This is a genomic window from Candidatus Clostridium helianthi (genome assembly GCF_045310795.1).
In the GTDB taxonomy this organism is placed as follows: domain Bacteria; phylum Bacillota; class Clostridia; order Clostridiales; family Clostridiaceae; genus Clostridium; species Clostridium helianthi.
In genome coordinates, this window is sequence record NZ_JBJIAB010000019.1 from 77,496 (window position 1) to 99,541 (window position 22,046).

A 22,046-nucleotide genomic window follows, 5' to 3' on the forward strand; every position below is an offset into this window, starting at 1 on the left:
ATTTTTAATAGCTAGTGTTTTTTATTCTTCCCATTATAACTGTATTATAATATTTACCATCTTTGTGGATACGATCATTTATTAATAAACCTTCTTGCACGAAGCCATAGCTTTTATATAATTCAATTGCCTTAGTATTTGTCTCTACCGCAGACAATGATACTTTTTTGATATCCGAACTGTCTGCATATCTTAAAATATTTTCTAGAATTACTCTCCCAATTCCATATCCCCAATATTTCTTTAATATGCATATTCCAAACTCTGCTTTATGTCTGAATCTAATTAATTTATTTCCTTCTAGGCGTGAAATTCCCACAATTTTTCCGCCTACTTCAGCAACTAAAAATAGATTTATCTTAGAAGCATTATCCTCACAAATAATTCCTTCAAAATCTTCTGGAGTTAAGAACGCTTCCCCTGATTCTCTATCAAGATTTTCTGTTTCTCCATCAATCTGAACTCTTAATTTAGACAACTCATTTGCATTCTCTTTTCTAGGACATCGAAGTATCCATCTTAAGTTTTTACCGTCTATCATTTTATCTTCTATTATCATTATGCGCCTCCTCGTATACTCCTCATAATCAATAATTCTAACAATAAATTCTATAAAGATAGCTAATAATTAAAGAATTTTAGTTTCGCCTTAGGTTCATCTATTTCATTCTTTATAAGTCTATTTTTAAATAAATCATATCAACGAGCTGTATTCCATTTTCAAAGATTGGATGGTCATAGTTATCTGTAAAAAAATTTTTAATTCTGTGTGATACACGAAATCCACAGTTCTTATAGAATGGAATTGTTAGATCACTATCGCCTGTCCCAACAATCATAGTTGTACACTTTCCCTTATAATAGTCAAAAATGTATCTTATAAGCTTTTTACCATATCCTTTTCCTTGATATTTCTCATATGTAGCCATATTCTTTAATTCATATATATTACTATCTTTTTTCACTACTACGCAAATGCTTTTTAAATCATCATCATCATATAAAGCAAACATTTCTCCATTCTCTAGATACCTATCAATCATATCTTCTTGTTCATCTGCTAACAGTAATAAATCAAGAAACTGCTTTTTGTTATTTATGATCTTTTTAACCTCCATTGCTCTTCCCCTTTCTTTAAATAAAACATCTATTTATCTCCAAACCTAATTTTAATGTCAACAATTTTCAACTATCAGCTTTGAAAATAATCTCAATTTCATAAATTACCAATTAATGATTTGAATAATTAATTGGTAATTTCATATACTATCTATTGAAATGATGATAATCTGAATTTTATTTTAATCTATTAATTAACAGCTGCCCTCTTAAAGAGGGTTAGTTCTGGCAATTAAAAAAGCAAATATCCTAAATGAACACAATTTAAATCTCCAAAGCTCTCAAGATGAGAGCTTTTTTTATTTTCAATAATTGCTACTGCTACTTATGAATAGTCTAACTAAGTATTCGCATAATAACAGTATATTGACACGTCATGTATTATTAACATAATTTTTTATTCAAATTCAAATATAGCGAAATGAGGCTGGTACAAATGAAACTAAAAACTTTTTTAATAGCACTTTTGATATTAATAGTATCTACTACACACAATGCAAAAGCAATTTTTGAGTCAAATACATATAAAGAAGGAGTATACGATATTACAGATACGCAACAAGTTAAAGCCACAGCCATGCTTACTACACCCGATGAGATTGCAAGCCTAATAATATTTGATCCCAATGGTAATGAAATTTTTTATAAAAAATTTGATACTGTTAATGAGTCTGTAAATTTAGGCACTATCTTAGATGATGATCGTATTGCTGTAGTTGGAAAAGGTGAAATAGCAATCACTATTCAGCAATAGATATCTCACTCTTAAATTTGTTCAAATCATAATTATTATCTTATAGCAATAATAATTTCCTTATAATGAATATTTATTCCTTAACTCCATATAATACTCCTGGGATAAATTATAACTTTCCCTTCATTGTAATCCATTTAATGAGCCTCTACAAAAAGAGGCTCATTAGCTATGTTATATTCTATTTTTTCATCTGGCCAGTACATCTACTATCTAGCATTTAATATGCAATTTCTATATTGATCAGTAAAAGGGAATTTATTTTTTATAGCTATATCAATAATTTCGTTTACTGGATATTCAATTCGTCTATTTATTAATTTAACTTCATCTTCTAAGAATTCTAATATACCATAAGATATTCTATTATCCCCATCAAGAGAATTTCCAACACTTCCAACATTAAATATTTTCTTACCATCAACTTCCCCTATAAAGGAACTATGAGAGTGCCCGCATAAGATTAAATTTTCCTTCACTCCACTTATAGCCTTCTTAATATCATCTTTATGTACAGTGACATCAATTGCTTCAACCATAGATTTTGGTGTTCCGTGAACGCAAAGTACTTCAATATTATTAATCATAATTGAAGACTCTAATGGTAAATTATCGATAAATTCTACCTGGTCGTGACTTAAATACTTTTTTGAATATTTATAATATAGATGTAGTTGCTTTTCCCTATCTGATAAATTTTCTCCAACTTCTAAAAACTCTTTAAACCACATATCTGTATTTCCTTTAATCCACGCCAAGACTTGTAGTTCTTCATCATTTAACAACTTAAGAACCTCAGATGGCATTGGCCCTTTCATAACTACATCTCCTAGAATTACAATCTTACTAATCCTTAGTTTTTTAAAATCCCTTATAGCATATTTTAATGCTACTCCATTTCCATGAATATCTGATAAAACTGCTACTTTCATTGGTTAACACCCCTGTTACAAAACATTTCATTAATTTATTTAACTAAGATACATAATATCTTATAATCTGTGAAGCTATAAATTTATAATGCTTTATTAATTTTATGTACTATACTAAACTTCTAACAATATCTTTCCCTTTAAATTAACAGCTCTTAATATTAACATATTGAATTTATTATACCATATATTACATATAATGTATTTTACTTTCTGACTATATTCTTTTGTATTTATAATGTTCAGTTATTATATATTTTTATTATTGTACACTTCAAGTTTCAACCTAACATTCGTATCATAGTTTTAAACATTAAAATAGCACCTACATTTGTGGTGCTTAATTACAATTTATATCAATATCTACTAACTCAATTTCATTACTTCCTTCTGGTAATTTAGGAATCTCATCATCACCATATCTTATTCTTATTAAAGATGCTCTATAGATATCATCTGAGCAATTACCATATTCATATAAAAATAGTACGCTTTCTTTTTCTAAGCAATGTGGCATTATATCCTCAATATTATATTTTTTTCCTTTGTACTTAAATATACATCTTATTAAAGTTCTTTCTGTATACATATTTCTCACCCTAATTATATAAATGTATGCTAAATTGAAAAATTTGTTCCATTTCTTATTGCTGCATTTTTATTATTAATACACAATTACAAAATTTAAAATAAAAAAATCGCAGGCTACTGTAAAAGTTATCCCTAGATTTAATTACATTATAATTTCCTCGTATTTGAATAAAAAAACTCCCCTTTGATTATAGATTTCTATTTTTAAATATATCTAAATTTAAGGGGAGTATATAAATTCCAAAGTTCTATTTAGTTAAATTTATTCTCTATTTTATCATCCTTTGATACTACACAGAATTATAATTAAAACCTTTCTCCATTTAAACAACTAATTAAATTAATTATAGAATTCACTCTTCCTTGAGTTGCAGATCCACAAGCGCCAGTATCTCCTATTAATATATTGGCTAGAGCTAATACATCATTAACTGTTGAATTAATAGCCAATCCAACTTGTTGCAGCAAGTTACTACAGCCAAAAGCACTTACCAACTGACCACTATAAAATGGTATGAACGTAATATTATAGGTTAACGCAAGTGTTTCGGCCATAAGCCTTCCAAGTGTTTTTGCTGGTAAATTATTACCCAAGTTATTTCCACACGAATTATCTAGTACATTCGTACAGTAATTTCCTAATAATATAGTATCAGAAAGAATTATTCTTTTTACTAAAATTTTTCTAATTCCACTGCCAATTGTCACAGGATTATCGACTCTTCCATCACCATTCGTATCAAGAATCGCATGCCCCTCACTACTTGTCCAGAAAGTTCTAGCTCCTCCCAAATTTAAATTTGAACACGTTGCACCGGCAACCCCAAAATAAAGATCATTAATTCCATACATTTCAGGAAGTGCGGCTACAACAAAAACATAGTTTGTAACTCCACTTTCATATTGTTCTACAGGAATAGGCATTTGAACAGTAAATGTGAAAGTTGCCCCTGGTGCTAATCCACTACTTGTATATACCATTCCCTGATCTAAAGCTGCCACATTTAATGGAGCATTACCTTGGTTAGTAATATTAATTCTAAACGTTGCTGTTTCTCCCGCTACAATCTTTCCAGTTTCACACCTCTTCACTACTGTAAAGTTTGGATTTACTATTGTAACTATATTAACATCATAAGCAGAAATTTCATTTGAATAACCAACAGGATTATAAACTGCAGCCACAGTACTCACTAATGGATTAGGACCGCTTTCAACAACTAGATGGCTACTTTGAAAAGTAACAGATGCTCCTGATGGCAAAATTAAAGCCCCGGCATTTATTGCCTCTTTAGTAAGATCTGTAACTACATTATTAATAATATCTACAATACCTTTTAATACAAGGTTAGGAGAACTAAGTGGACTTGTATTAGTAATAACATAAGTGTAAGTTACTATATCTCCCACTCTGCTATATGCAGGACCAGTCTTCGATATTTGGATAGAGTTCTGAAATGAAGACTCAACAATATTATTATCACTTATTTCAGCTTGGGATTGATTTTCTACATTAGTAATTTCAATTTGCTTTGTTTGAATTGGCATAATTTCGTTTCCTCCTTATCATAAGTTTACTGACTGTAATATATTTTATGAGCCAATGATAAATTATGTTACACATACTTATGCATATGGATTTCCCCCACTTAGAACTTTCTTCTTAGTTATATCAACCACGCTTTTTATAATTATAATTAATTCTAATATTAACTTAATTAATGATAATTAAATTTTCATGTTACAATTGTATATTTCACCGAAACATCGTCAATACTATTATATGAAAAGAGTAATATCTTATTAAAATAGAGGTAGTATCGTTAGTGTCCCCCACTGATACTACCTCTATTTTTTATGTTTTTATAAGAATCATATATTAGTTACAGTCTCAAATTATCAAATAAATACTTATTTCCCATTTCAGTATATATAATTAGTATCCACTCTCCTATGGTTCTCAGTAAATCTTTGCTTATATCAACTTTATTGAATATGCATAATATATCTATTTTACAAAATGCAGAAACATTTTATAATGATAAATATTTTACATAAGTAAATACAAATATTTTTAGCTATAATTTTTATTGCTCATAATTAAATCATCTTTCAAGAATCCCTAGCTAAAATATTCAATTTTTTATTCTTATTTTGAATATTTCTCTCTATATGTGCAATACTAATTATGTGACATAAATTAAGTTTTCATAATTATTTTTCGGACTCCTCATTGCAGGAGTCCCCCCCATCCCAATGCATTCCCACATAAGAATACTGTATTTTAAATTTTATTTAATTTCCTATTATATTTTTTCTTTAAGCATATTCTTTTCCTCAACAGTATTTGAATAATCAATTGCCCAATCACATAAATTAGCTAAAATAGGCAGAAGGCTTCTTCCATAGCTAGTTAAAGAATACTCAACTTTAGGTGGTACTTGATTATAAGCAGTCCTATTAATCAACTCATCATCCTCTAAAGCTCTCAGCTGTTGAGTTAACATCTTTTGTGTAATATTAGGCAAACTTCTTTTTAATTCATTAAATCTCATGGTTCTGTTACCTAAATGCCAAATAATTATTGGCTTCCATTTTCCTCCTATAATATCTAAAGTTAATTCCATAGAGCAATTATATTCAATTCCTTTAAATCTCATCATTTTGACTACCTCTTTAATTTTAAGTATATAAATAGTAACTACGTTACTAAAAAGTGCGTTCTTGATAATAATTCCTATAACATATAAATTATATTTTGTAAGTATCCTGAAATAATTAATCTAGGATTTTATAAAGTATTATCAAATAGGAGTGATATAAATGGAACTAATTACTGTAAATCAATCAACATGTGTTAAATGTGGACTTTGTTCAAATGTATGCCCAAGTGGAGTTTTATCTATGAATGAAAATGGACCAATAGCTATTCACCCAGATAATTGTATTACCTGTGGCCATTGTGTTGCAGTATGTCCATCTAGTTCAATAGATAATATTAAAACACCTTTATCTAATCAATTGGATTTAGAATCATTTCCAATTATAGATTCTAGCACTGCCGAATCTTTTCTTAGGTCTCGCCGTTCAATCCGTTGTTACAAAGAAACTCAAGTTCCTCAACAGACACTATTAAAATTAGTTAATATAGCTCGTTTTGCACCGACAGCTAGTAATACACAAGGACTTTCATATATTATAATAAAAAATAAAAAAATTTTACAACAAGCTACTAAAATAGTAGTCGAATGGATGGAGGATCAACTTAAAAATTCCCCATCTCCACATTGGAGCTTTTCAAGACATGTCAAAAATTATAGAGAATCTGGTGAAGACTCAATTTTACGTAATGCTCCACACCTAATATTAGCAACATCTACAAAAGATTTTAAAAACGGAATAAAAAATACTATTTCTTCATTCTCATATCTTGAATTATTTGCTACCAGTCTTGGATTGGGTTCATGCTGGGCTGAATTATTTGAAATGTGTGCTTTTTCAAACCATAAACCACTACTAGAACTGCTTCACATTCCTAATAACAAAGTTATAACAGGAGCTGTCATGGTTGGCTATCCAAAATATAAATATAGAAAAATAGTAGATAGAAACCCGCTAGAAGTTGAATTTATTGATTAATATCCTTAAAATAAGCTGATCAACTTTTAGATATTTCATAATCCTATTACAAAGAAACAATAGGATTATGCTTCTATCTATATAATAGAACCTACTAAACCACTAAAAAATTAGTTTATAATTGCTTTCATAAATCAAGATTTTATACAATTAAAATCTACAATTCTTCTAAAAACCATTCCAATTGCTATAAGTATTAATACTAGGATTACACCAGTTGCAACTTCCACATTAAACGCCTCTTTAACACATTCTATCTATTATTGAAATACGAAACTCACAAAAATTAGTATAACGAATTAATTATAACATATTTTGTAAATGAAATTTTATACTTATTTTGAAAGCAACTCCTTTATTTATTAATCTATGTTACACTTAAGTTTCTATAATCTATTACTGATTACCTAGTTAACTAGCATCTAAAATACAACTCTATCCTTTTCTAATGCATATTATGTCTTCTACTGCACTTTCACTAAGTAAATTATACATAAATTTTTTTAATAATCGCATACTAAAGGAAAATAGAAAGAATAGTTTGATTATATAGACAAAACTATGAAAGGTAGTTGTACCAATGAAAAAATTTATTATTATATTTTCTGTTTTCTTATTTATGTCTCTTAGTATGAATATAAAGAGCGCTTATGCTGACCCCAATCCTAAGACTTTAACCGAAGGCTTTTACAGAGTTAAGGATATAGGATTAATGCCAAATACTACTTATAAAGTTAGAAATACATCCCCTACTGGTAGATCTGTTGTTATTATTTTTGACTCAAATCAACAAATGCAGGAATTTTTGAGACTTGAACCGAATTCCCCTGATTACCTTGTAAAGCCTTTAGAGTTTGGTTCAATAGTTATAATTATTGGAGGCGGTAATATCACTTTTTCCTAGCAAATCAAAAAAATATCTAAAATTCATTTGAATGGTATCATATTATAATTTTCTTAAAATTTTACATATTAATAAGATATCAATTTTATTGGGAAGATATATTTCTAGAATAATCTTCCCTATTATCATTTATAGATTCAATTAGTTTATACCAAAGTTTTTATTAAATTTTCTAAAATTCTATACTCAATAATATGCATATTAATTAAATATTATCTTTTATTCGAATACTTCGTGGACATTTACCTGATCTATAAATATATCCTTTCTTTTCCAATCGCTCTATATGTGCATGTACACTTGACGTAGATGTAAGTCCTGCTAAATTTCCAATTTCCCTGACTGTTGGAGATATCTTCTCTTTTCCTATATAGTTTTTTATAATATCTAATATTTCTTGTTGTTTTTCTGTTAACATAGAATCATCTCCCTATAGCTTTGTATATAATGTCATTTAATATTTAAAGTTGGTTGTTTCAATATAATCCCTAAACATATTTAAATTATTAGATGTGATAATACAAACGTACGTTCGCTTATATATTACTACTTTTAGGGTCTTTTGTAAATAAGAACACAAAAGGAGCCAAAACTAAAATTAATTTTGGCTCCTTTAGTTACATAATATTATTCAATTATTTAATATATTCTTATTATTTTTTATGCTTGCTATTAAATTAATGTATAGCTTTCTTTGCGTATTTTTTACCCGTTCCTTCAACACTTGTAATAGTAACTAATGCATCTTCATCAAAACCATGCACAATATTTTTCAGCTTTGCTATCTCAAGTCTTGATAAAACCACATAAATAACATTTGTTTCTGTGCCACTATAAGCGCCCTTTCCATCTAACAAAGTAATTCCTCTACCAAGCCTAGCCATTATTGCTTCTGATATCTCAGTATTCTTATCTGATACAATTATTACTGCTTTTGACTCATTAAGACCTTCAACTGTTATATCTATGGTTTTAAAAGCAATGAAATATGCTATTAAAGAATACATTGCTCTATCCCATCCAAATAAAAACCCCGAAGTTCCTAAGATGAAAAGATTAAAAAACATAACTATTTCCCCAATAGAAAATGCAGTTCTCTTTTCTAATATTATAGCTACAATTTCTGTTCCATCTAAAGAACCACCATTTCTTATAATCAAGCCTACTCCAACTCCTATTATAATTCCGCCAAATATAGTGGCTAAAAGTACATCTTGTGTTATTCCAGGAACTGGTTGAAGCAATGTTACCACAATTGACAAGCATATTACTGAAAATATAGTTGAAATAGCAAATGTTTTTCCTATTTGTCTATACCCTATTATAACAAATGGTAAATTAAACAGAAATGTAAACACTCCTAGCTGTACTTTTGTTAGATAGCTTGCCATAATTGATATTCCAGTCATACCTCCATCTATTATATTATTAGGTATCAAGAATATCTCTAAACCTACTGCTACCAAAATTGAACCTATTATCATAAATAATATTCTGCTTGCTTTAACCCAAATATCATTATATTTTTTCGTCATTTAACTCCCCCTTAAATTTAATATATTTTATCCAATAGTAAAAACTATACTATATAAATTATAACATAGTTTTCATTACTTTATTATATGTTTTTAATATTACTTAAATATTCTAATTTTAATTTTAAAAATTAATTTAATAATGATATATCTAATATCCTTTTATTATTGGGGTTATGCATTATTAGCTAAAAAAGCTCTTTAAAAATAAAATCATTCCACTTGCTATAAGTAAAGCAATTACTGATTTTTTAACTGTTTCTTCTTCCATCTTTGAATCAACTTTAACTCCTATAATCATTCCAATAATAACTGCTGGAGAAAGACATAAAGCCATAATTAATGCTTCCTTAGTTAATATTCCTGTAAATAAGTATAAGAAAAATCTAAATATATTGTCTACTAAAAAAATACAACAGATATTTCCGCGGAATTCATTTTTATTCTCTGTAGTTCTACTGACATATGCAACTAAAAGTGCTCCAATTCCATAAAGCCCAGCTAATATTCCTGAAATTACTCCTATTACTATGAGAAAAATAATGCTAGCTTTCTTATTTTGAATTTTACTAGGTTTTCTTGTTAACATTTCTACTGCAATTCCAACAATTACAACACCTAGTATACATTTTAATATCCGATCACTTCCAGCCTTTAATAGTAATGTTCCAGGTACAATACCTGCTAGCAGCATGAGAGATAATGGAATGACAATTTTTAAAGAGATATTTTTTCTTTCTTTCCATGCCATATATGTATTTGTTGGAATTCCAAAGAGAAGATCTACTGGTGTTGTTAACCTATTTGATACTACAAAGGAAAATAACGAACCCATAACAAGTGTATTTCCAAAGCCAGTTATACCTTTCGTAAAATATGCAAATAAAGTAGAAATAAAAAGATATATGTTTTGCATTTTTTGCCCCCCATAAGCTTAAATTATATCTTTAACTTTTGTTATTATTATCACTTATAACACATTTGGTAAACATTCCTTCTATTGCTTGTTAACTTCTATATACTCCCCCAAAAATTTAAGGTGTAGAATCTTCATACCTACTACACCTCATCATTAGTTTAAGTTCTAAATTTAGCTATTAAATCTTGCAGCTCTATGGAAACATTCTTTAAATTTTTTGCAGATTGATTTATTTGTTCCATACTTGCAGACTGTTGTTCTATTGATGCCGATATTTCCTCCGTAGTAGAAGCTGACTCTTCTGCTATTGCAGACATATCGCTTATACTTCCTATAACATCATTTTTATTATTGTCTATACTATTTATACTAACTACTATTCTATCTATTTGCTTAACCACATTAGATGTTGAACTTTCTATAATCATAAATGCTTTTTCAGTACCATTTGATACCTCACCCATTTGAATTACCATATCTCCTACGGTTATCATTTCTAATTTAGTCTTATTTATTTCCTTCTTAACTTCCCTAACAATGGCATCTATTTCTTTTGTTGAGTCAGCGGCTTCATATGCAAGTTTTCTAATTTCCTCCGCTACAATAGAAAATCCATTTCCTTGTACGCCCGCTCTTGCTGCTTCTATAGTTGCATTAAGAGACAATATATTAATTTGTGATGTAATAGCTTTAATTGTATCTGTTATTTTCTCAATTAATTGTGATTTATTACTTAAAACATTAACTTGATCAAGTATATTTTCTGCTACTTTACGGTTTAATTCCACCACATTTTTTAATTTATTTATATTCTCCATACCTTCCAAATTTGATTTTGATGCTAATTCTATATGATTCTTCACTAGATTAGTATTTTCTACTGAACCGTGAATTTCTTCTGCTAAACCCTCTAACTTATTTACTCCAGTTTCAGCATTCCTAGCAAGATCAGTGGATCCTTGTACCATATCATCAATTGCCTTTGCTATAGCCTCTATTGACTGAGATGTTTCAAATATTATATTTGATAAAATGTCAGAATTTAATGCTACATTTACAGAATTCTGTTTAATATTTTCCACAAGTTCTCTTAATGTTTTTCTCATGTTTGCCAAGGCCATACCCATATCATAAAATTCGTCTTTATATCTTTTTATTACATTCAAACCAGCTTCGTCAAATACTAAATCTAAATCTGCAGTTTTATTAATGAATTTAACCAGAAAATTTATTCTTTTTGTAATGATATTAACTATAGATATTGTTACTACAAGACTGATTAAGATTATAATTGTTGCATTCATCATGAGCATTAATCTTGAATGACTATAAATTTTATCATTTTGTATATTAGCTAAATTTGCTTGGTCCTGATTATACTGAACAAGTTTTTCAATTACATTATTTACATTCTCAAAATCCTGCCTAGATTCTCCACACATTAAATTAAATGCATCCTTAGTTTGAGATTCTCTACTTAATTGAATAGTCTTCCTGCTAATTTCAAAATACTTAGGATAATAATTTTCAATTTCTTTAAATATCTCCATATCATCGCTTGATATCATAGTTCCTTGATATTCTTTTAATTCATCTTCAAACTTTTCTCTTAAATCTTGAAGTTCTTTTTCCGTAGCATTCATTAGGTCAGGATCATCATCTAGTACATGCCTGTATTCTCTAAGCCTGTATTCTGACATAATTTGATCCATAGTATGAGCCAATTCACTCCTCTTATACCAAACTTCTTCAATTTCACTTGCTTTATCCTTTACGTTTTTAATTGATATTATAGAATACACTCCTAAAAAAGACGTTAGCAAAATTATTAACCCAAATGAAGCAATAAGTTTACTTCTGATTGTAAATTTCATTTGAACACTTCCTCCAAAATAAATTTAAATCTAATATAACTATTAGATAATTATCTTGTTTGGCAATTCCAATTATATATTCATTTCCGTTACATACATCATAATTAATCTTTTTTATACTATCTTTTTGAATCCTTTTAACATCCTCAACTTCATCAACCATAGTACCAAAAACGCCTTCACTATCTTCTATAATTATTATTTTCTGGTCCTCATATCTTTTTTCATTTTTTATACAGATCTTCTCACCAAAATTAATGATTGGTATTATTCTTCCCCTTAAATTTATGACTCCTAGTATATATTCTCTACTCAATGGTATTTTAGTAGGAGCAGCATAGCCAATAATTTCATTAACTTGTTCTATTGGCACCGCATATTTTTCTTTTCCTATATGAAACACCACAAATTGCTCTTCAACCATTAATTTCCCTCCCTGCTACATCTGCAGCATAATACTTCATAACATAATATGAAAATTGGAAATGCATTGTTACCAAGCAAAGAACTAAAATATTTAAAATTATGTTTTGTGAATATATTTTTTTATTTTCAAAAAATAAAATATATTTACAGTTCAATTTAGAAAGGTGGATTACATTAATGAGAAAAATTATCATTATATTTTTTATTTTCTTATTATTTAATATAACAATAATGGCTTCTGCCGATCAGCCTAGAATTCTTAGACAGGGTTTTTATACAACAAGAGATTTAAATCTATCCCCTGATGCTCTGCATACCATACAAAATACTTCTCCCACTGAATATGTTTCTGTAGTTCTTTTTGATTCAAATGAAATTGTTCAGGAATTTATAAGATTAGTCCCTAAATCAGAAAAATATGCTTTACCACCTATCCAAATTGGATATGAGATAATAATAATTGGAGATGGTGAAGTTACTATTTCTTAGGGGATATAGATTAGTTTACTTTAGCAAAAAATATAAAGGTGGTCATATTTATGAAAAAATTTATTGTTTCAATATTATTTTTCTTATTTTTGTTATCAAATATTTCAATGATTCAGGCTCTGTCAATATCTAGAGTTTTAAAAAGGGGGTTCTACACATTAGAAGATTTAAAACTATCTCCTAATACAAGTTATACTATTCAAAATGATTCTTATAATGAGCGTGCTTACATACTTGTTTTTGATTCCGAACAAAATTTTATACAGTCTTTACGATTGAGACCTCAATCACAGAAATATAATTTAATTCCGCTTAAAGACGGATATAAAATAGTTGTAGTTGGGAATGGTGAAGTAGTTATATCTTAAAAGCGAATAAATTCTTAAGATTTATTTAGTATTTAATGATAGTTCCTATATAATTACTGACAACCCCAATCAAAATGTTATCAGATTTATAAGTTTAAGACTAAGATCAGCTAAGCATGATTTACTTCCGCTTAACAAAGTAAACGCTATAGTTTTAACTACTAGTACTAAAATCTGTATATCAAAAAGCCATCATATAAAATAATGTCATTTAATTAGCTAAATAACATTATTTTATATGATGACTTTTTCTATGAATTTTTAATTTAATTTTATTTGCCTTCTTCTAATAGTGAAGACATCACTAATGCTAAGTCGTTCTTTTTTTCATTATCTCTAATAAAATTTGCTTCTTTATCATCTTTTGTTATTATTTGAATATATTCTTTTGCATCTTCATTTTTGACATTAAATGATTTTATATTTTCTCTTGATATTTTATCTGTATAGTCAATATCAGATAGCCCTCCCCAAACAGAATGAGTAATAGCCTGTATATATAAATTTTTAGGAGTAAGAATCAATTTAAAATCATTTACTACTCCACCTGCAACTCCCTGTCCAATCAAATTGACCAACGTATTTGCTACTTTACTTGAAGCTTTAATGTCTTTGTAAGAATTAATAGAACATAGTATTTCTTCATCATTTAATACACTTGCCATATTTCACCCTCCAAATTATATATTTTAATTGAATAAATAATTATCTGCATCGCAATCTATTATCCAATTATATCATATAATAGTAATATATTCTTATTATTAAATTCTTAATTTTTATTATTTCTCTATTATAAATTCTGCATGATCACCTATAGCATGAATCATTGGAATGCTAATTACTATTTTGCTATCTTCCATATAACTATAGGCTCCTTTCTTTGGAATTTCAATCACGCCATCTTTCTGGTGAAAATCAGCATCTTTTAGTATATTTAAAAGTTCATCATCACTAATGTTTTTTATGACAGACTTCTGTACTTCTATTAATTTCTCATCCTCTGAAAGCATTTTAACATCATCTAACTTTTTTAATTTCTTTAGTACATCCTGCACATTAGCATAGTCTGAAAGACCTACTACTGAACAGTTCTCTAAATCTATATTAACCGTATAAAAGATTGAAGTTGGATATGCTGTTCCTTTAATATTTACTAGTCCATTAAACGCTATTGATATATATTTATTATTTTTAGTTTTCACTTCATAATTTACTTCCATGCTTATATCATTAATATTTGTATCATTCTTAACATATATATTTATAATACTTAAAGCTGCATTTTTTAAATCTTTATTTATGGAGTGAAGCTTTACTGCATCAGCATAATTTTTTATTTGAGGATAATTAATCTTTACACGATTTTTACTATAAACTTCATCAACTATTTCGTATTGTTTCGATTCATTATTTAAAGATATTTTCATATTAGAATTATTAGTTTTATTGATAACTAAAACCTCTTTTTTTATTGGATTAATACACTTCAGATTATTAACATAAAAATTTCTTATTAATAAGAAACTAAGTATTGTTATGCCAGTTAATAAAAGTGCCGATTTCTTCATTTTCATATGTATCTCCTTTAATTCTTTAATTTGAAGGTTAATTTTATTAATTATTTTGTCCTCATGTTATACAAATAATGTAGTCCATAACTTAATAATAAAATTACTTTAACTTTTTTAATTTTTTTATTGAATTTATCGGTCACTATGATAAAATTATCTTAAGAGGTGAATTTATAATGTTAGGTGATAAAGTAAAACTACTCAGAAAAGAGAGAAAAATTACACAACAAAAGTTAGCTGAAGCTATTGGTGTAAGTCAATCTACTATAGGAATGATAGAAGGAAATAGACAAGGTGCTAGCAATGATACATTAATTAAGTTGGCAAATACTTTAAATACTACTGTTGATTACTTATTGTCTGATAATATAGAAGAATTAGACTTTCCTGATAAGAGAATTAGTGACACTGGATTTGGCGATGATGATATAAGAAGAATTGAGAGAGCTCGAAGAAAAATGGATCCTAAAAACAAAGAAAAAATGATGAAAATTTTAAGGTCTGCTTTTGATGAGTACTTCGACGATTAGATATACGCATATAAAACGTATAGTTAACGATATTTATATAAAATTAAATATTAGCAAATTTCCTATAAACGTATTTGAAATAATAGGTTCTTTCGATAATATAAAAATAGTTTCTTATCATCGATTCATGATTGACCACAATCTAACTAAAGAAGAAACTTTTGAAATATTAACTTCTGACGAAGGATGTACTGATTATTTTAAACCTTCAAATAAATATATAATTTATTATAATGATTTAGATTTTAAATCTGATGAAAGAATTAGATGGACTTTAACTCATGAATTAGGTCATATTTTATGCAGCCACTATTCATCTGATAATACCAAAATATTTGATGATTACCTATCAGAATCTGAATATAAAATTATGGAGGCTGAAGCAAATTATTTTACTGGTCTTTTACTATCTAATCCAGTAATTCTTCATAAATTGAATATTAGATCTTCTCATGACATAGAAACGTACTGTTCAATATCTTCTGAAGCGGCACGTTATAGATATAAATTTTATAAGAAATGGTGTGAAAATAATATTTTAACTAGTTCTGATAGATTCATTATCAGAAACTTCTAATCTTATCTAAATGCTCAGAGGCTTGAATATTTAGAATTTATTAGTTTTATTAATTCATTTTAGCTATATTATCTAAACTAAAATTTTTATCATATAAAGTATAATAGTTTCACTACTATTCCATGATTTATAAGCAAAAAAGGACTATCGCACTATAAATTAATGATATGCTCCCTATATGGTAGACAGTTAAGATGAAAAAACTATCAATCATAAAAGGGAGCATATTAAATTTTAATCTATTAATGCAATAGACCTATATTTATAAAAAACTTAGATGATTACAATTAAGTTTTATTTATACTACAGATAAATAGAATTAATTTGTTTTAAACTTATCTGTTAATTCTTTAAGCGTTGTGGCCATATCGCTGAAGCTTTGAACTGATGCTGTCATTTCTTCAATTGAAGCTACTTGTTCTTCTGTAGCCGCAGATATTCCTTGAGTTTCTCCTGCTACAGCCTCAGAAAGCTGTGTAATATCACTTATGTTAATAAATACTTCCTTTTCAGTTTTATTCATATTATCTATAGCATTACTTACTTCCTGCATATTAGATGCAACTTCTTGTATAGATTTAAATATTAATTGAAAATAGCTATTAGCTTCATTTACTACTTTAGTTCCATCATTAACTTCATTTATTCCTTTATTCATAACTACAGCTACATTTTCAGTTTCTTTTTGTATACCATTTATAAGAGCACTAACCTGCCCCGCAGCTTCTCCAGATTGTTCTGCTAATTTTCGAACCTCATCGGCAACAACTGCAAACCCTTTTCCTTGCTCTCCAGCACGTGCTGCTTCTATTGCTGCATTCAAAGCCAACAGATTTGTTTGTTCTGAGATGCCCTTTATTACTTCTGTAATTTTTCCTATTGCTTGTGAATGTTCTCCTAGCTTATCTATAACCTTAGATGTATCATTAACTGATCCTTGAATATTAACCATACTTGAGTTAACTTTATGTAGTGCCTCGCTTCCTTTCTCAGAATAGCTAGACGCAGTTTGCACTGCTGAAGAAACATCATCTGATTTTTCATTTATATCTTTTATTGCTTTATCTAAAATATTCATATTAGAATTTATCTTATCTATCTTAGAACTTACTAACATAGAACCTTCCGCAATTTCATTAACATTTTCTGCAGAATTTGTAGCAACTTTTGACTGCTGCTCGCAAACATCTGTCATCTCACTAGATGCTGATGAAACTCTCTCTGAATGCTCTTTAATATTATTTATTACCTCTCGTAAGTTAACAGCCATTTTTTCAAATGCTCTTCCTAAATTACCTATCTCATCGTTGGATTTTATGTTTATATTATTAACTGTTAAATCTCCATCTGAAATCTTATTTGCTGCATTTAAAAGTATATGCAATGGTTTAGTTGCATAACCAACTAGAACAAAAACTCCTCCACATGTAATAAACAATATAACTATTCCTATTAAACTAGTGTTAATTAAAGAATGTATGCTCTTTTCAACAGTAATACTTTTAGGAATTTCAGCACAAATAACCCATCCCGTCTTTTTATCTTGAACATAGCTTACAAGCATACTTTTCCCATCTTTAACTACTTCTTCGGAACCACTCTCTCCACCTACACCTTTCTTAATAAAGTTGAAATCATTTAAATCTGTACGATCTTCTGGCTTATCTAACGTCTTAGTAGGATGAGCTAGTAATTTGCCGTCTGAATCTACGATATAAACAGTTGCATTATCCTGTGAAAGCTCTTTAACAAAAGAATTTAGCACTGGAAGTTCAATGTTTCCCTGTAAAATTCCCGTTACAGTTCCACCCTCTTTATCTCTAATAGGCGTCGCTAAAACTGTTATTAGACTTCCATTATCTCTACTTACAAGCACTTCAGATACAACCTCATCCTGTCCTTTAAGTGCTGATTTATAAAAATTACGATCTGATATATCCGATGATTTAGAGTCATCACTTCTTACAAACTGAACTCCATCTAATTTAGTAACAGCCGTAAATGATAAATCTGGATATACTTTTGAACTCTCAACTAAAATTGGTTTAGATTTTTCTGCATCATAGGAACTAATAATAGGATTTCTCGCCATGCTCTTTATCCCATACATATTCCTCTCAATTAGACCATTTATCTTTTCATCCACAATTTGTGCTCTTTTAAAATTATCAGATAGTGCATTTTCTATCGCAATCTTTTGTGAAAAAAACAAATTAATGATTGTGAATATTATTAAAGGCACAGAACTCGCAAGAAGAAGTGTTAACGTCAACTTCCTTTTAATATTCATGTTTTTCCTCCTAAATTATTATATATTTCTAAAATATTAGATTAATACTTTAATTAATATTCGACAATATTAATCAAATACCTCCTATAAAACAGACATTTTTTATCAATTATAGTAATTAGCCCAACAAATTCCAAGGTAATTTATTTACATATTACTAAATAAATTACCTTTACATATATTTTTTGTGTAAGCTCTGTCATAGAACCAAATCTGCTATCTCTTCTCAGGGCTATCCCAGATATTTATCAAATTTATATTTTCCTCGTATTAGAATACAAAAATAAATATAGACTTTTTGCATTAGACATAACGTATCATCTATATTTATTTCTCTAGCAATAAATTTCTGTGTTTAATCTTTTTTATTGCGAATTACTCCTTGCTTTAGTAATGCCTCTAATCAAAAAATACATTACCTCCCATAAAATAGTGGTAGGTAATGTATTTCACTAAATTCTACTATATTAACTACTTTTAATAAATTTGAAATGCAGTATTAGACGAACTTGTTATATAACTACTATATGTAGTCTCAGCCAGAACTTTATAAGTACCTTTTCCTGTAATTCTATATGTCAAAATACCGAAAAAAACCTCTCCATATCTATCTGTCATTCCTTTATATACTGTCACAACCCCTTTGGGCGAAGTAATACTAAATTTAAGGGTGGCTCCTTGAATTGCTTTGCCAGAAGTATCTGTAACCTTAGATTTAATATATATTATATCACCTGCTAAGTAATAAGTTTTATTTGTAGACACAACCGTTCTTGTCTCTAATTTTGAAGGTTGTGTTGTCACAGGCTGACTAGCAACAGGTTGCGTATTAGTTGCTATTGTTGAAGCTGGCTGTGTCACCGTTGATGTTTGTCCTTTAGGTGCTTGTATTAGCCCATAACCGTACCAACTATCTTTTCCGCTTGTTCCTAAATCAATAACATTTTCATTAAGTTTTGCACGTAATTGATTTGGAGAAAGCCCTGGGTTAGCCTGCTTTAATAATGCTAAATCTCCTGTAACAAAAGGTGCTGCCATTGAAGTACCGCTCATAGATACATATTTATTATTTAAATATGTACTAAGAACATTAACCCCTGGTGCCGCTACTTCAACAGTATTTCCTGTGGAAGAAAAAGAAGGTCTTTTATTATTAGAATCAATTGCCGCTACTGCTATAACCGAACTATATTTTGCTGGATAATCTACTGCATCCGTTGCTCCATCTGATGTACCATCATTTCCTGCTGCCGCAACAACTAAAATGCCTTGATTATAAGCCTTGTCCACTTCCTGCTGCAATGCAGTTGATGGTACTGAACTACCAAGACTTAAGTTAATAATGTCCATTTTATTTGTAATACACCAATCTATCCCTGCGATTATATCAGAAAGGTATCCTGCCCCATCATTTCCTAATACTTTTATAGCATAAAGGCTTGCCTCATTAGCAACTCCAACAATTCCATAACCATTGTTTTTTGCTCCTATTATACCTGCAACATGAGTTCCGTGCCCATTATCATCTAGGTATGATGTTGTATAAGATGTGAAAGCTGCACCACCTGCCACTGATAGATCCTCATGGTTAGCTATTCCAGTATCAACGATTCCTATTTTTACTCCTTTTCCAGTATAACTTGAAGACCATGCTGTCTGAGCTTGGATTTTATTCACTCCCCAGTCTACTGTTTGAGAATTTGTTTTAACTATTATATCTTGTTCTACGGCTAATACATTGGGATCATCTTTCAAATCCTTAATAGCTGTAGTAGGAACAGATGCTGATAGAACGTTTGCATTTTTGTATTCTCGTCTTACATTACCTCTAGCTTTTGAAACTACATTTTTATCAGCTTTATTTTTAAATACGACGATTACTCGCTCATTTGATGTTGAGACTGATGTTACTACCGCTGCATTAACATTTGCTGTAAATCCAAATGCAACTAATAAAAAAGTAACTGCTGAAATAATTTTTTTCATTTGTATACCCCTCCTTAAATTTATCTTTCGTAAATGTGCTTAATTAAGCTTATCAACACTCTTTTAGTCCTTCTTCCCTCCTCCTATAAATCAAAGTAACTTTTTATCTGTACTTCTAAGGAACTGTACTGATAAACAGATTTGATTAATTTTATTGTAATTCTATATAACAAAAAACTATTCAAACGAATAGCCACAGAATATTACTTTATCTTGCTTTATTCAGTAACTGTCATACATATTATATAAATTTAGCCCACATAATTTTGCATTCAATAATTTCTTATAGTGTTTCCTTCATCTTTTAACATAATTATATCATAGTGCCATATGCCATACAATTCATAACATGCAAGGATTGTATTCCTTATATAGGGTTTATATACATATTATTCATATAAATACTTACTATCAAAATAATTTCATAAACTTCAAAGTAGCTTGTTAATTTTTTTCATCAGAATACATTAAATTTTCTATGACTATTAAAATTTTTTCTATCGCACTTTATTGATACTTTCACCCTCGTCACCACTCTCTAATATGTGAAAAAGAGAGTCACCTCATTTTATTGCAAAATAAAAACAGGTAATTTGATTAAAACCACCTGCTTTTATGTTAAATATCGGCAATAATAAGCCAATTATATTTAATTTTAAATACTTTATTACTAATTTTTCCCCTTTGATATCATAGGAATCCAAATATCACTCTTATATTCTCGCAAAGAACTATCTTCTTCTGTATACAATCGAGTTCCAGCATGTTAATATGGATTTTCGAAATACGTTTAACTTGTAACATTCATCTCTGTGAATGATTCTAAAACATAATTAGTATTATCTATAGTTGTGACAATTAACTTATCAGTTGAGCTTTTAACTTTAGCAACAGTACCTGTTAGTATAGATAAACAATCCTCCACTAAAATAGGAATATCATTCACTACTACCAACTCCATATCATCACACTTTTCCTTCATCCAATTATTTAAGATAGATTCTCCTTCAGATGAATTACAACCTGCCTCCATTAAATATTCTCCTCTCATATCCCTTTTAAATATATCTTATTTTTTGAATCTTTATTTAGTCTTTATTATTTAATTATCGTACAATAATATTATTATTTTAATATTATTATCAGAATATTTTTGATAAATTTCAATAATAAAACTTTTACACCTAATTATTTGACACTATTTTAACATATTACTTCATATGTTACAAGAAAATTAAATTGATAATATATATTCTATATATGTAAATAAGTAACATATAAAACTCAACTTAATATTATTATTTCTTATAAGTGGCTTTCTTCCCTCTTATTCTAGAGACAATATAAAAACTAAATTAAAGCAATACATGCCAGCCCATGCATTCTTTTATAACATAACGTCCAATTTAATTAGTATATTTAATAAGACAAAAAAAGATAGCTATTACAGCTATCTTTTATACTTACCTCGCAACGTCCTACTCTGCCACACAGTCTCCCATGCAGTACCATCGGCGCTATAGACCTTAACTTTCCTGT

At 28.6% G+C, this 22,046-nt stretch carries 23 protein-coding genes; 7 read left to right on the top strand and 16 right to left on the bottom strand.

Translation table 11 applies throughout. From position 1 onward, the window contains the following. Window positions 1-4: 4 nt before the first annotated feature. Together ACJDTP_RS15310 and ACJDTP_RS15315 are read right to left on the bottom strand one after the other, a co-directional pair. Complete coding sequence (locus ACJDTP_RS15310; protein WP_406761726.1) at window positions 5-559, bottom strand: GNAT family N-acetyltransferase; 555 nt, start codon at window positions 557-559, stop codon at window positions 5-7. Window positions 560-671: 112 nt separating this feature from the next. Continuing rightward, on the bottom strand, window positions 672-1,118 hold the full coding sequence (locus ACJDTP_RS15315) for a GNAT family N-acetyltransferase (RefSeq protein WP_406761727.1): 447 nt from the start codon (window positions 1,116-1,118) through the stop codon (window positions 672-674). A gap of 437 nt (window positions 1,119-1,555) precedes the next feature. Between ACJDTP_RS15315 and ACJDTP_RS15320 the strand changes: the two genes are divergently transcribed. Further along, window positions 1,556-1,873 carry a hypothetical protein gene (locus ACJDTP_RS15320; protein ID WP_168983421.1) on the top strand — a complete coding sequence of 106 codons (318 nt, stop codon included), beginning with the start codon at window positions 1,556-1,558 and terminating at the stop codon, window positions 1,871-1,873. Between the two features lie 209 nt (window positions 1,874-2,082). On the opposite strand, the gene ACJDTP_RS15325 is transcribed toward ACJDTP_RS15320, so the two are convergent. The 4 genes from ACJDTP_RS15325 to ACJDTP_RS15340 all read right to left on the bottom strand — a co-directional run bounded on the left by ACJDTP_RS15325 (window position 2,083) and on the right by ACJDTP_RS15340 (window position 6,059). Continuing rightward, window positions 2,083-2,805 (bottom strand): metallophosphoesterase family protein, encoded by a 723-nt coding sequence (locus ACJDTP_RS15325; protein WP_406761728.1) that lies wholly within the window; start codon window positions 2,803-2,805, stop codon window positions 2,083-2,085. Between the two features lie 340 nt (window positions 2,806-3,145). Beyond that, on the bottom strand, window positions 3,146-3,394 hold the full coding sequence (locus tag ACJDTP_RS15330) for a hypothetical protein (RefSeq protein WP_171772359.1): 249 nt from the start codon (window positions 3,392-3,394) through the stop codon (window positions 3,146-3,148). 308 nt (window positions 3,395-3,702) lie between these two features. Next, on the bottom strand, window positions 3,703-4,944 hold the full coding sequence (locus tag ACJDTP_RS15335; protein ID WP_406761729.1) for a COG1361 family protein: 1,242 nt from the start codon (window positions 4,942-4,944) through the stop codon (window positions 3,703-3,705). Window positions 4,945-5,702: 758 nt separating this feature from the next. Continuing rightward, window positions 5,703-6,059 (bottom strand): winged helix-turn-helix transcriptional regulator, encoded by a 357-nt coding sequence (locus ACJDTP_RS15340; RefSeq protein ID WP_077838225.1) that lies wholly within the window; start codon window positions 6,057-6,059, stop codon window positions 5,703-5,705. A 160-nt stretch (window positions 6,060-6,219) separates the two neighbouring features. Here ACJDTP_RS15340 and ACJDTP_RS15345 point away from each other — a divergent pair, with 160 nt between their 5' ends. Together ACJDTP_RS15345 and ACJDTP_RS15350 are read left to right on the top strand one after the other, a co-directional pair. Beyond that, window positions 6,220-7,035, top strand: coding sequence for a nitroreductase family protein (locus ACJDTP_RS15345; protein WP_406761730.1), 816 nt, complete (start codon window positions 6,220-6,222; stop codon window positions 7,033-7,035). A gap of 580 nt (window positions 7,036-7,615) precedes the next feature. Continuing rightward, the gene (locus ACJDTP_RS15350; protein ID WP_406761731.1) at window positions 7,616-7,939 is read left to right on the top strand and encodes a hypothetical protein; all 324 of its coding nucleotides are present in this window, start codon (window positions 7,616-7,618) and stop codon (window positions 7,937-7,939) included. A 205-nt stretch (window positions 7,940-8,144) separates the two neighbouring features. On the opposite strand, the gene ACJDTP_RS15355 is transcribed toward ACJDTP_RS15350, so the two are convergent. The 5 genes from ACJDTP_RS15355 to ACJDTP_RS15375 form a co-directional block, all read right to left on the bottom strand. Further along, window positions 8,145-8,357 (bottom strand): LexA family protein, encoded by a 213-nt coding sequence (locus tag ACJDTP_RS15355; protein WP_406761732.1) that lies wholly within the window; start codon window positions 8,355-8,357, stop codon window positions 8,145-8,147. 259 nt (window positions 8,358-8,616) lie between these two features. Then, complete coding sequence (locus tag ACJDTP_RS15360; RefSeq protein WP_406761733.1) at window positions 8,617-9,474, bottom strand: YitT family protein; 858 nt, start codon at window positions 9,472-9,474, stop codon at window positions 8,617-8,619. Window positions 9,475-9,658: 184 nt separating this feature from the next. Continuing rightward, window positions 9,659-10,390: a sulfite exporter TauE/SafE family protein gene (locus tag ACJDTP_RS15365; protein ID WP_077855425.1), complete on the bottom strand. Its 732-nt coding sequence runs from the start codon at window positions 10,388-10,390 to the stop codon at window positions 9,659-9,661. Between the two features lie 161 nt (window positions 10,391-10,551). After that, the gene (locus tag ACJDTP_RS15370; protein WP_406761734.1) at window positions 10,552-12,267 is read right to left on the bottom strand and encodes a methyl-accepting chemotaxis protein; all 1,716 of its coding nucleotides are present in this window, start codon (window positions 12,265-12,267) and stop codon (window positions 10,552-10,554) included. Next, window positions 12,245-12,691 carry a chemotaxis protein CheW gene (locus ACJDTP_RS15375; protein WP_406761735.1) on the bottom strand — a complete coding sequence of 149 codons (447 nt, stop codon included), beginning with the start codon at window positions 12,689-12,691 and terminating at the stop codon, window positions 12,245-12,247. Before ACJDTP_RS15375 ends, ACJDTP_RS15370 begins: the two co-directional genes overlap by 23 nt. Before the next feature lie 179 nt (window positions 12,692-12,870). Here ACJDTP_RS15375 and ACJDTP_RS15380 point away from each other — a divergent pair, with 179 nt between their 5' ends. Next, window positions 12,871-13,182, top strand: coding sequence for a hypothetical protein (locus ACJDTP_RS15380; protein WP_406761736.1), 312 nt, complete (start codon window positions 12,871-12,873; stop codon window positions 13,180-13,182). 50 nt (window positions 13,183-13,232) lie between these two features. Continuing rightward, window positions 13,233-13,550: a hypothetical protein gene (locus ACJDTP_RS15385; protein ID WP_078117116.1), complete on the top strand. Its 318-nt coding sequence runs from the start codon at window positions 13,233-13,235 to the stop codon at window positions 13,548-13,550. 272 nt (window positions 13,551-13,822) lie between these two features. On the opposite strand, the gene ACJDTP_RS15390 is transcribed toward ACJDTP_RS15385, so the two are convergent. Next, window positions 13,823-14,215 carry a hypothetical protein gene (locus ACJDTP_RS15390; RefSeq protein WP_406761737.1) on the bottom strand — a complete coding sequence of 131 codons (393 nt, stop codon included), beginning with the start codon at window positions 14,213-14,215 and terminating at the stop codon, window positions 13,823-13,825. Window positions 14,216-14,332: 117 nt separating this feature from the next. Beyond that, window positions 14,333-15,127, bottom strand: coding sequence for a PdaC/SigV domain-containing protein (locus tag ACJDTP_RS15395; protein WP_406761738.1), 795 nt, complete (start codon window positions 15,125-15,127; stop codon window positions 14,333-14,335). A 173-nt stretch (window positions 15,128-15,300) separates the two neighbouring features. On the opposite strand from ACJDTP_RS15395, the gene ACJDTP_RS15400 reads away from it, so the two are divergent. Together ACJDTP_RS15400 and ACJDTP_RS15405 are read left to right on the top strand one after the other, a co-directional pair. After that, the gene (locus ACJDTP_RS15400) at window positions 15,301-15,654 is read left to right on the top strand and encodes a helix-turn-helix domain-containing protein (protein ID WP_017211864.1); all 354 of its coding nucleotides are present in this window, start codon (window positions 15,301-15,303) and stop codon (window positions 15,652-15,654) included. Beyond that, complete coding sequence (locus tag ACJDTP_RS15405) at window positions 15,635-16,231, top strand: ImmA/IrrE family metallo-endopeptidase (protein ID WP_406761739.1); 597 nt, start codon at window positions 15,635-15,637, stop codon at window positions 16,229-16,231. Before ACJDTP_RS15400 ends, ACJDTP_RS15405 begins: the two co-directional genes overlap by 20 nt. Window positions 16,232-16,550: 319 nt before the next feature. On the opposite strand, the gene ACJDTP_RS15410 is transcribed toward ACJDTP_RS15405, so the two are convergent. The 3 genes from ACJDTP_RS15410 to ACJDTP_RS15420 all read right to left on the bottom strand — a co-directional run bounded on the left by ACJDTP_RS15410 (window position 16,551) and on the right by ACJDTP_RS15420 (window position 21,540). Further along, window positions 16,551-18,521, bottom strand: a complete 1,971-nt coding sequence (locus tag ACJDTP_RS15410) for a methyl-accepting chemotaxis protein (RefSeq protein WP_406761740.1) — start codon at window positions 18,519-18,521, stop codon at window positions 16,551-16,553. A gap of 477 nt (window positions 18,522-18,998) precedes the next feature. Then, the gene (locus tag ACJDTP_RS15415) at window positions 18,999-20,507 is read right to left on the bottom strand and encodes a S8 family peptidase (protein ID WP_078117111.1); all 1,509 of its coding nucleotides are present in this window, start codon (window positions 20,505-20,507) and stop codon (window positions 18,999-19,001) included. A gap of 790 nt (window positions 20,508-21,297) precedes the next feature. Then, complete coding sequence (locus ACJDTP_RS15420) at window positions 21,298-21,540, bottom strand: hypothetical protein (protein ID WP_406761741.1); 243 nt, start codon at window positions 21,538-21,540, stop codon at window positions 21,298-21,300. Window positions 21,541-22,046 lie beyond the last annotated feature (506 nt).

Coding starts and splice junctions, on each gene's coding strand:
- ACJDTP_RS15395 (WP_406761738.1), bottom strand. CDS start 15,127: ATGAAAATGAAGAAATCGGCACTTTTATTAACTGGCATAACAATACTT.
- ACJDTP_RS15320 (WP_168983421.1), top strand. CDS start 1,556: ATGAAACTAAAAACTTTTTTAATAGCACTTTTGATATTAATAGTATCT.
- ACJDTP_RS15335 (WP_406761729.1), bottom strand. CDS start 4,944: ATGCCAATTCAAACAAAGCAAATTGAAATTACTAATGTAGAAAATCAA.
- ACJDTP_RS15385 (WP_078117116.1), top strand. CDS start 13,233: ATGAAAAAATTTATTGTTTCAATATTATTTTTCTTATTTTTGTTATCA.
- ACJDTP_RS15390 (WP_406761737.1), bottom strand. CDS start 14,215: ATGGCAAGTGTATTAAATGATGAAGAAATACTATGTTCTATTAATTCT.
- ACJDTP_RS15400 (WP_017211864.1), top strand. CDS start 15,301: ATGTTAGGTGATAAAGTAAAACTACTCAGAAAAGAGAGAAAAATTACA.
- ACJDTP_RS15360 (WP_406761733.1), bottom strand. CDS start 9,474: ATGACGAAAAAATATAATGATATTTGGGTTAAAGCAAGCAGAATATTA.
- ACJDTP_RS15370 (WP_406761734.1), bottom strand. CDS start 12,267: ATGAAATTTACAATCAGAAGTAAACTTATTGCTTCATTTGGGTTAATA.
- ACJDTP_RS15325 (WP_406761728.1), bottom strand. CDS start 2,805: ATGAAAGTAGCAGTTTTATCAGATATTCATGGAAATGGAGTAGCATTA.
- ACJDTP_RS15350 (WP_406761731.1), top strand. CDS start 7,616: ATGAAAAAATTTATTATTATATTTTCTGTTTTCTTATTTATGTCTCTT.
- ACJDTP_RS15310 (WP_406761726.1), bottom strand. CDS start 559: ATGATAATAGAAGATAAAATGATAGACGGTAAAAACTTAAGATGGATA.
- ACJDTP_RS15340 (WP_077838225.1), bottom strand. CDS start 6,059: ATGATGAGATTTAAAGGAATTGAATATAATTGCTCTATGGAATTAACT.
- ACJDTP_RS15365 (WP_077855425.1), bottom strand. CDS start 10,390: ATGCAAAACATATATCTTTTTATTTCTACTTTATTTGCATATTTTACG.
- ACJDTP_RS15355 (WP_406761732.1), bottom strand. CDS start 8,357: ATGTTAACAGAAAAACAACAAGAAATATTAGATATTATAAAAAACTAT.
- ACJDTP_RS15375 (WP_406761735.1), bottom strand. CDS start 12,691: ATGGTTGAAGAGCAATTTGTGGTGTTTCATATAGGAAAAGAAAAATAT.
- ACJDTP_RS15315 (WP_406761727.1), bottom strand. CDS start 1,118: ATGGAGGTTAAAAAGATCATAAATAACAAAAAGCAGTTTCTTGATTTA.
- ACJDTP_RS15415 (WP_078117111.1), bottom strand. CDS start 20,507: ATGAAAAAAATTATTTCAGCAGTTACTTTTTTATTAGTTGCATTTGGA.
- ACJDTP_RS15380 (WP_406761736.1), top strand. CDS start 12,871: ATGAGAAAAATTATCATTATATTTTTTATTTTCTTATTATTTAATATA.
- ACJDTP_RS15410 (WP_406761740.1), bottom strand. CDS start 18,521: ATGAATATTAAAAGGAAGTTGACGTTAACACTTCTTCTTGCGAGTTCT.
- ACJDTP_RS15330 (WP_171772359.1), bottom strand. CDS start 3,394: ATGTATACAGAAAGAACTTTAATAAGATGTATATTTAAGTACAAAGGA.
- ACJDTP_RS15345 (WP_406761730.1), top strand. CDS start 6,220: ATGGAACTAATTACTGTAAATCAATCAACATGTGTTAAATGTGGACTT.
- ACJDTP_RS15420 (WP_406761741.1), bottom strand. CDS start 21,540: ATGGAGGCAGGTTGTAATTCATCTGAAGGAGAATCTATCTTAAATAAT.
- ACJDTP_RS15405 (WP_406761739.1), top strand. CDS start 15,635: ATGAGTACTTCGACGATTAGATATACGCATATAAAACGTATAGTTAAC.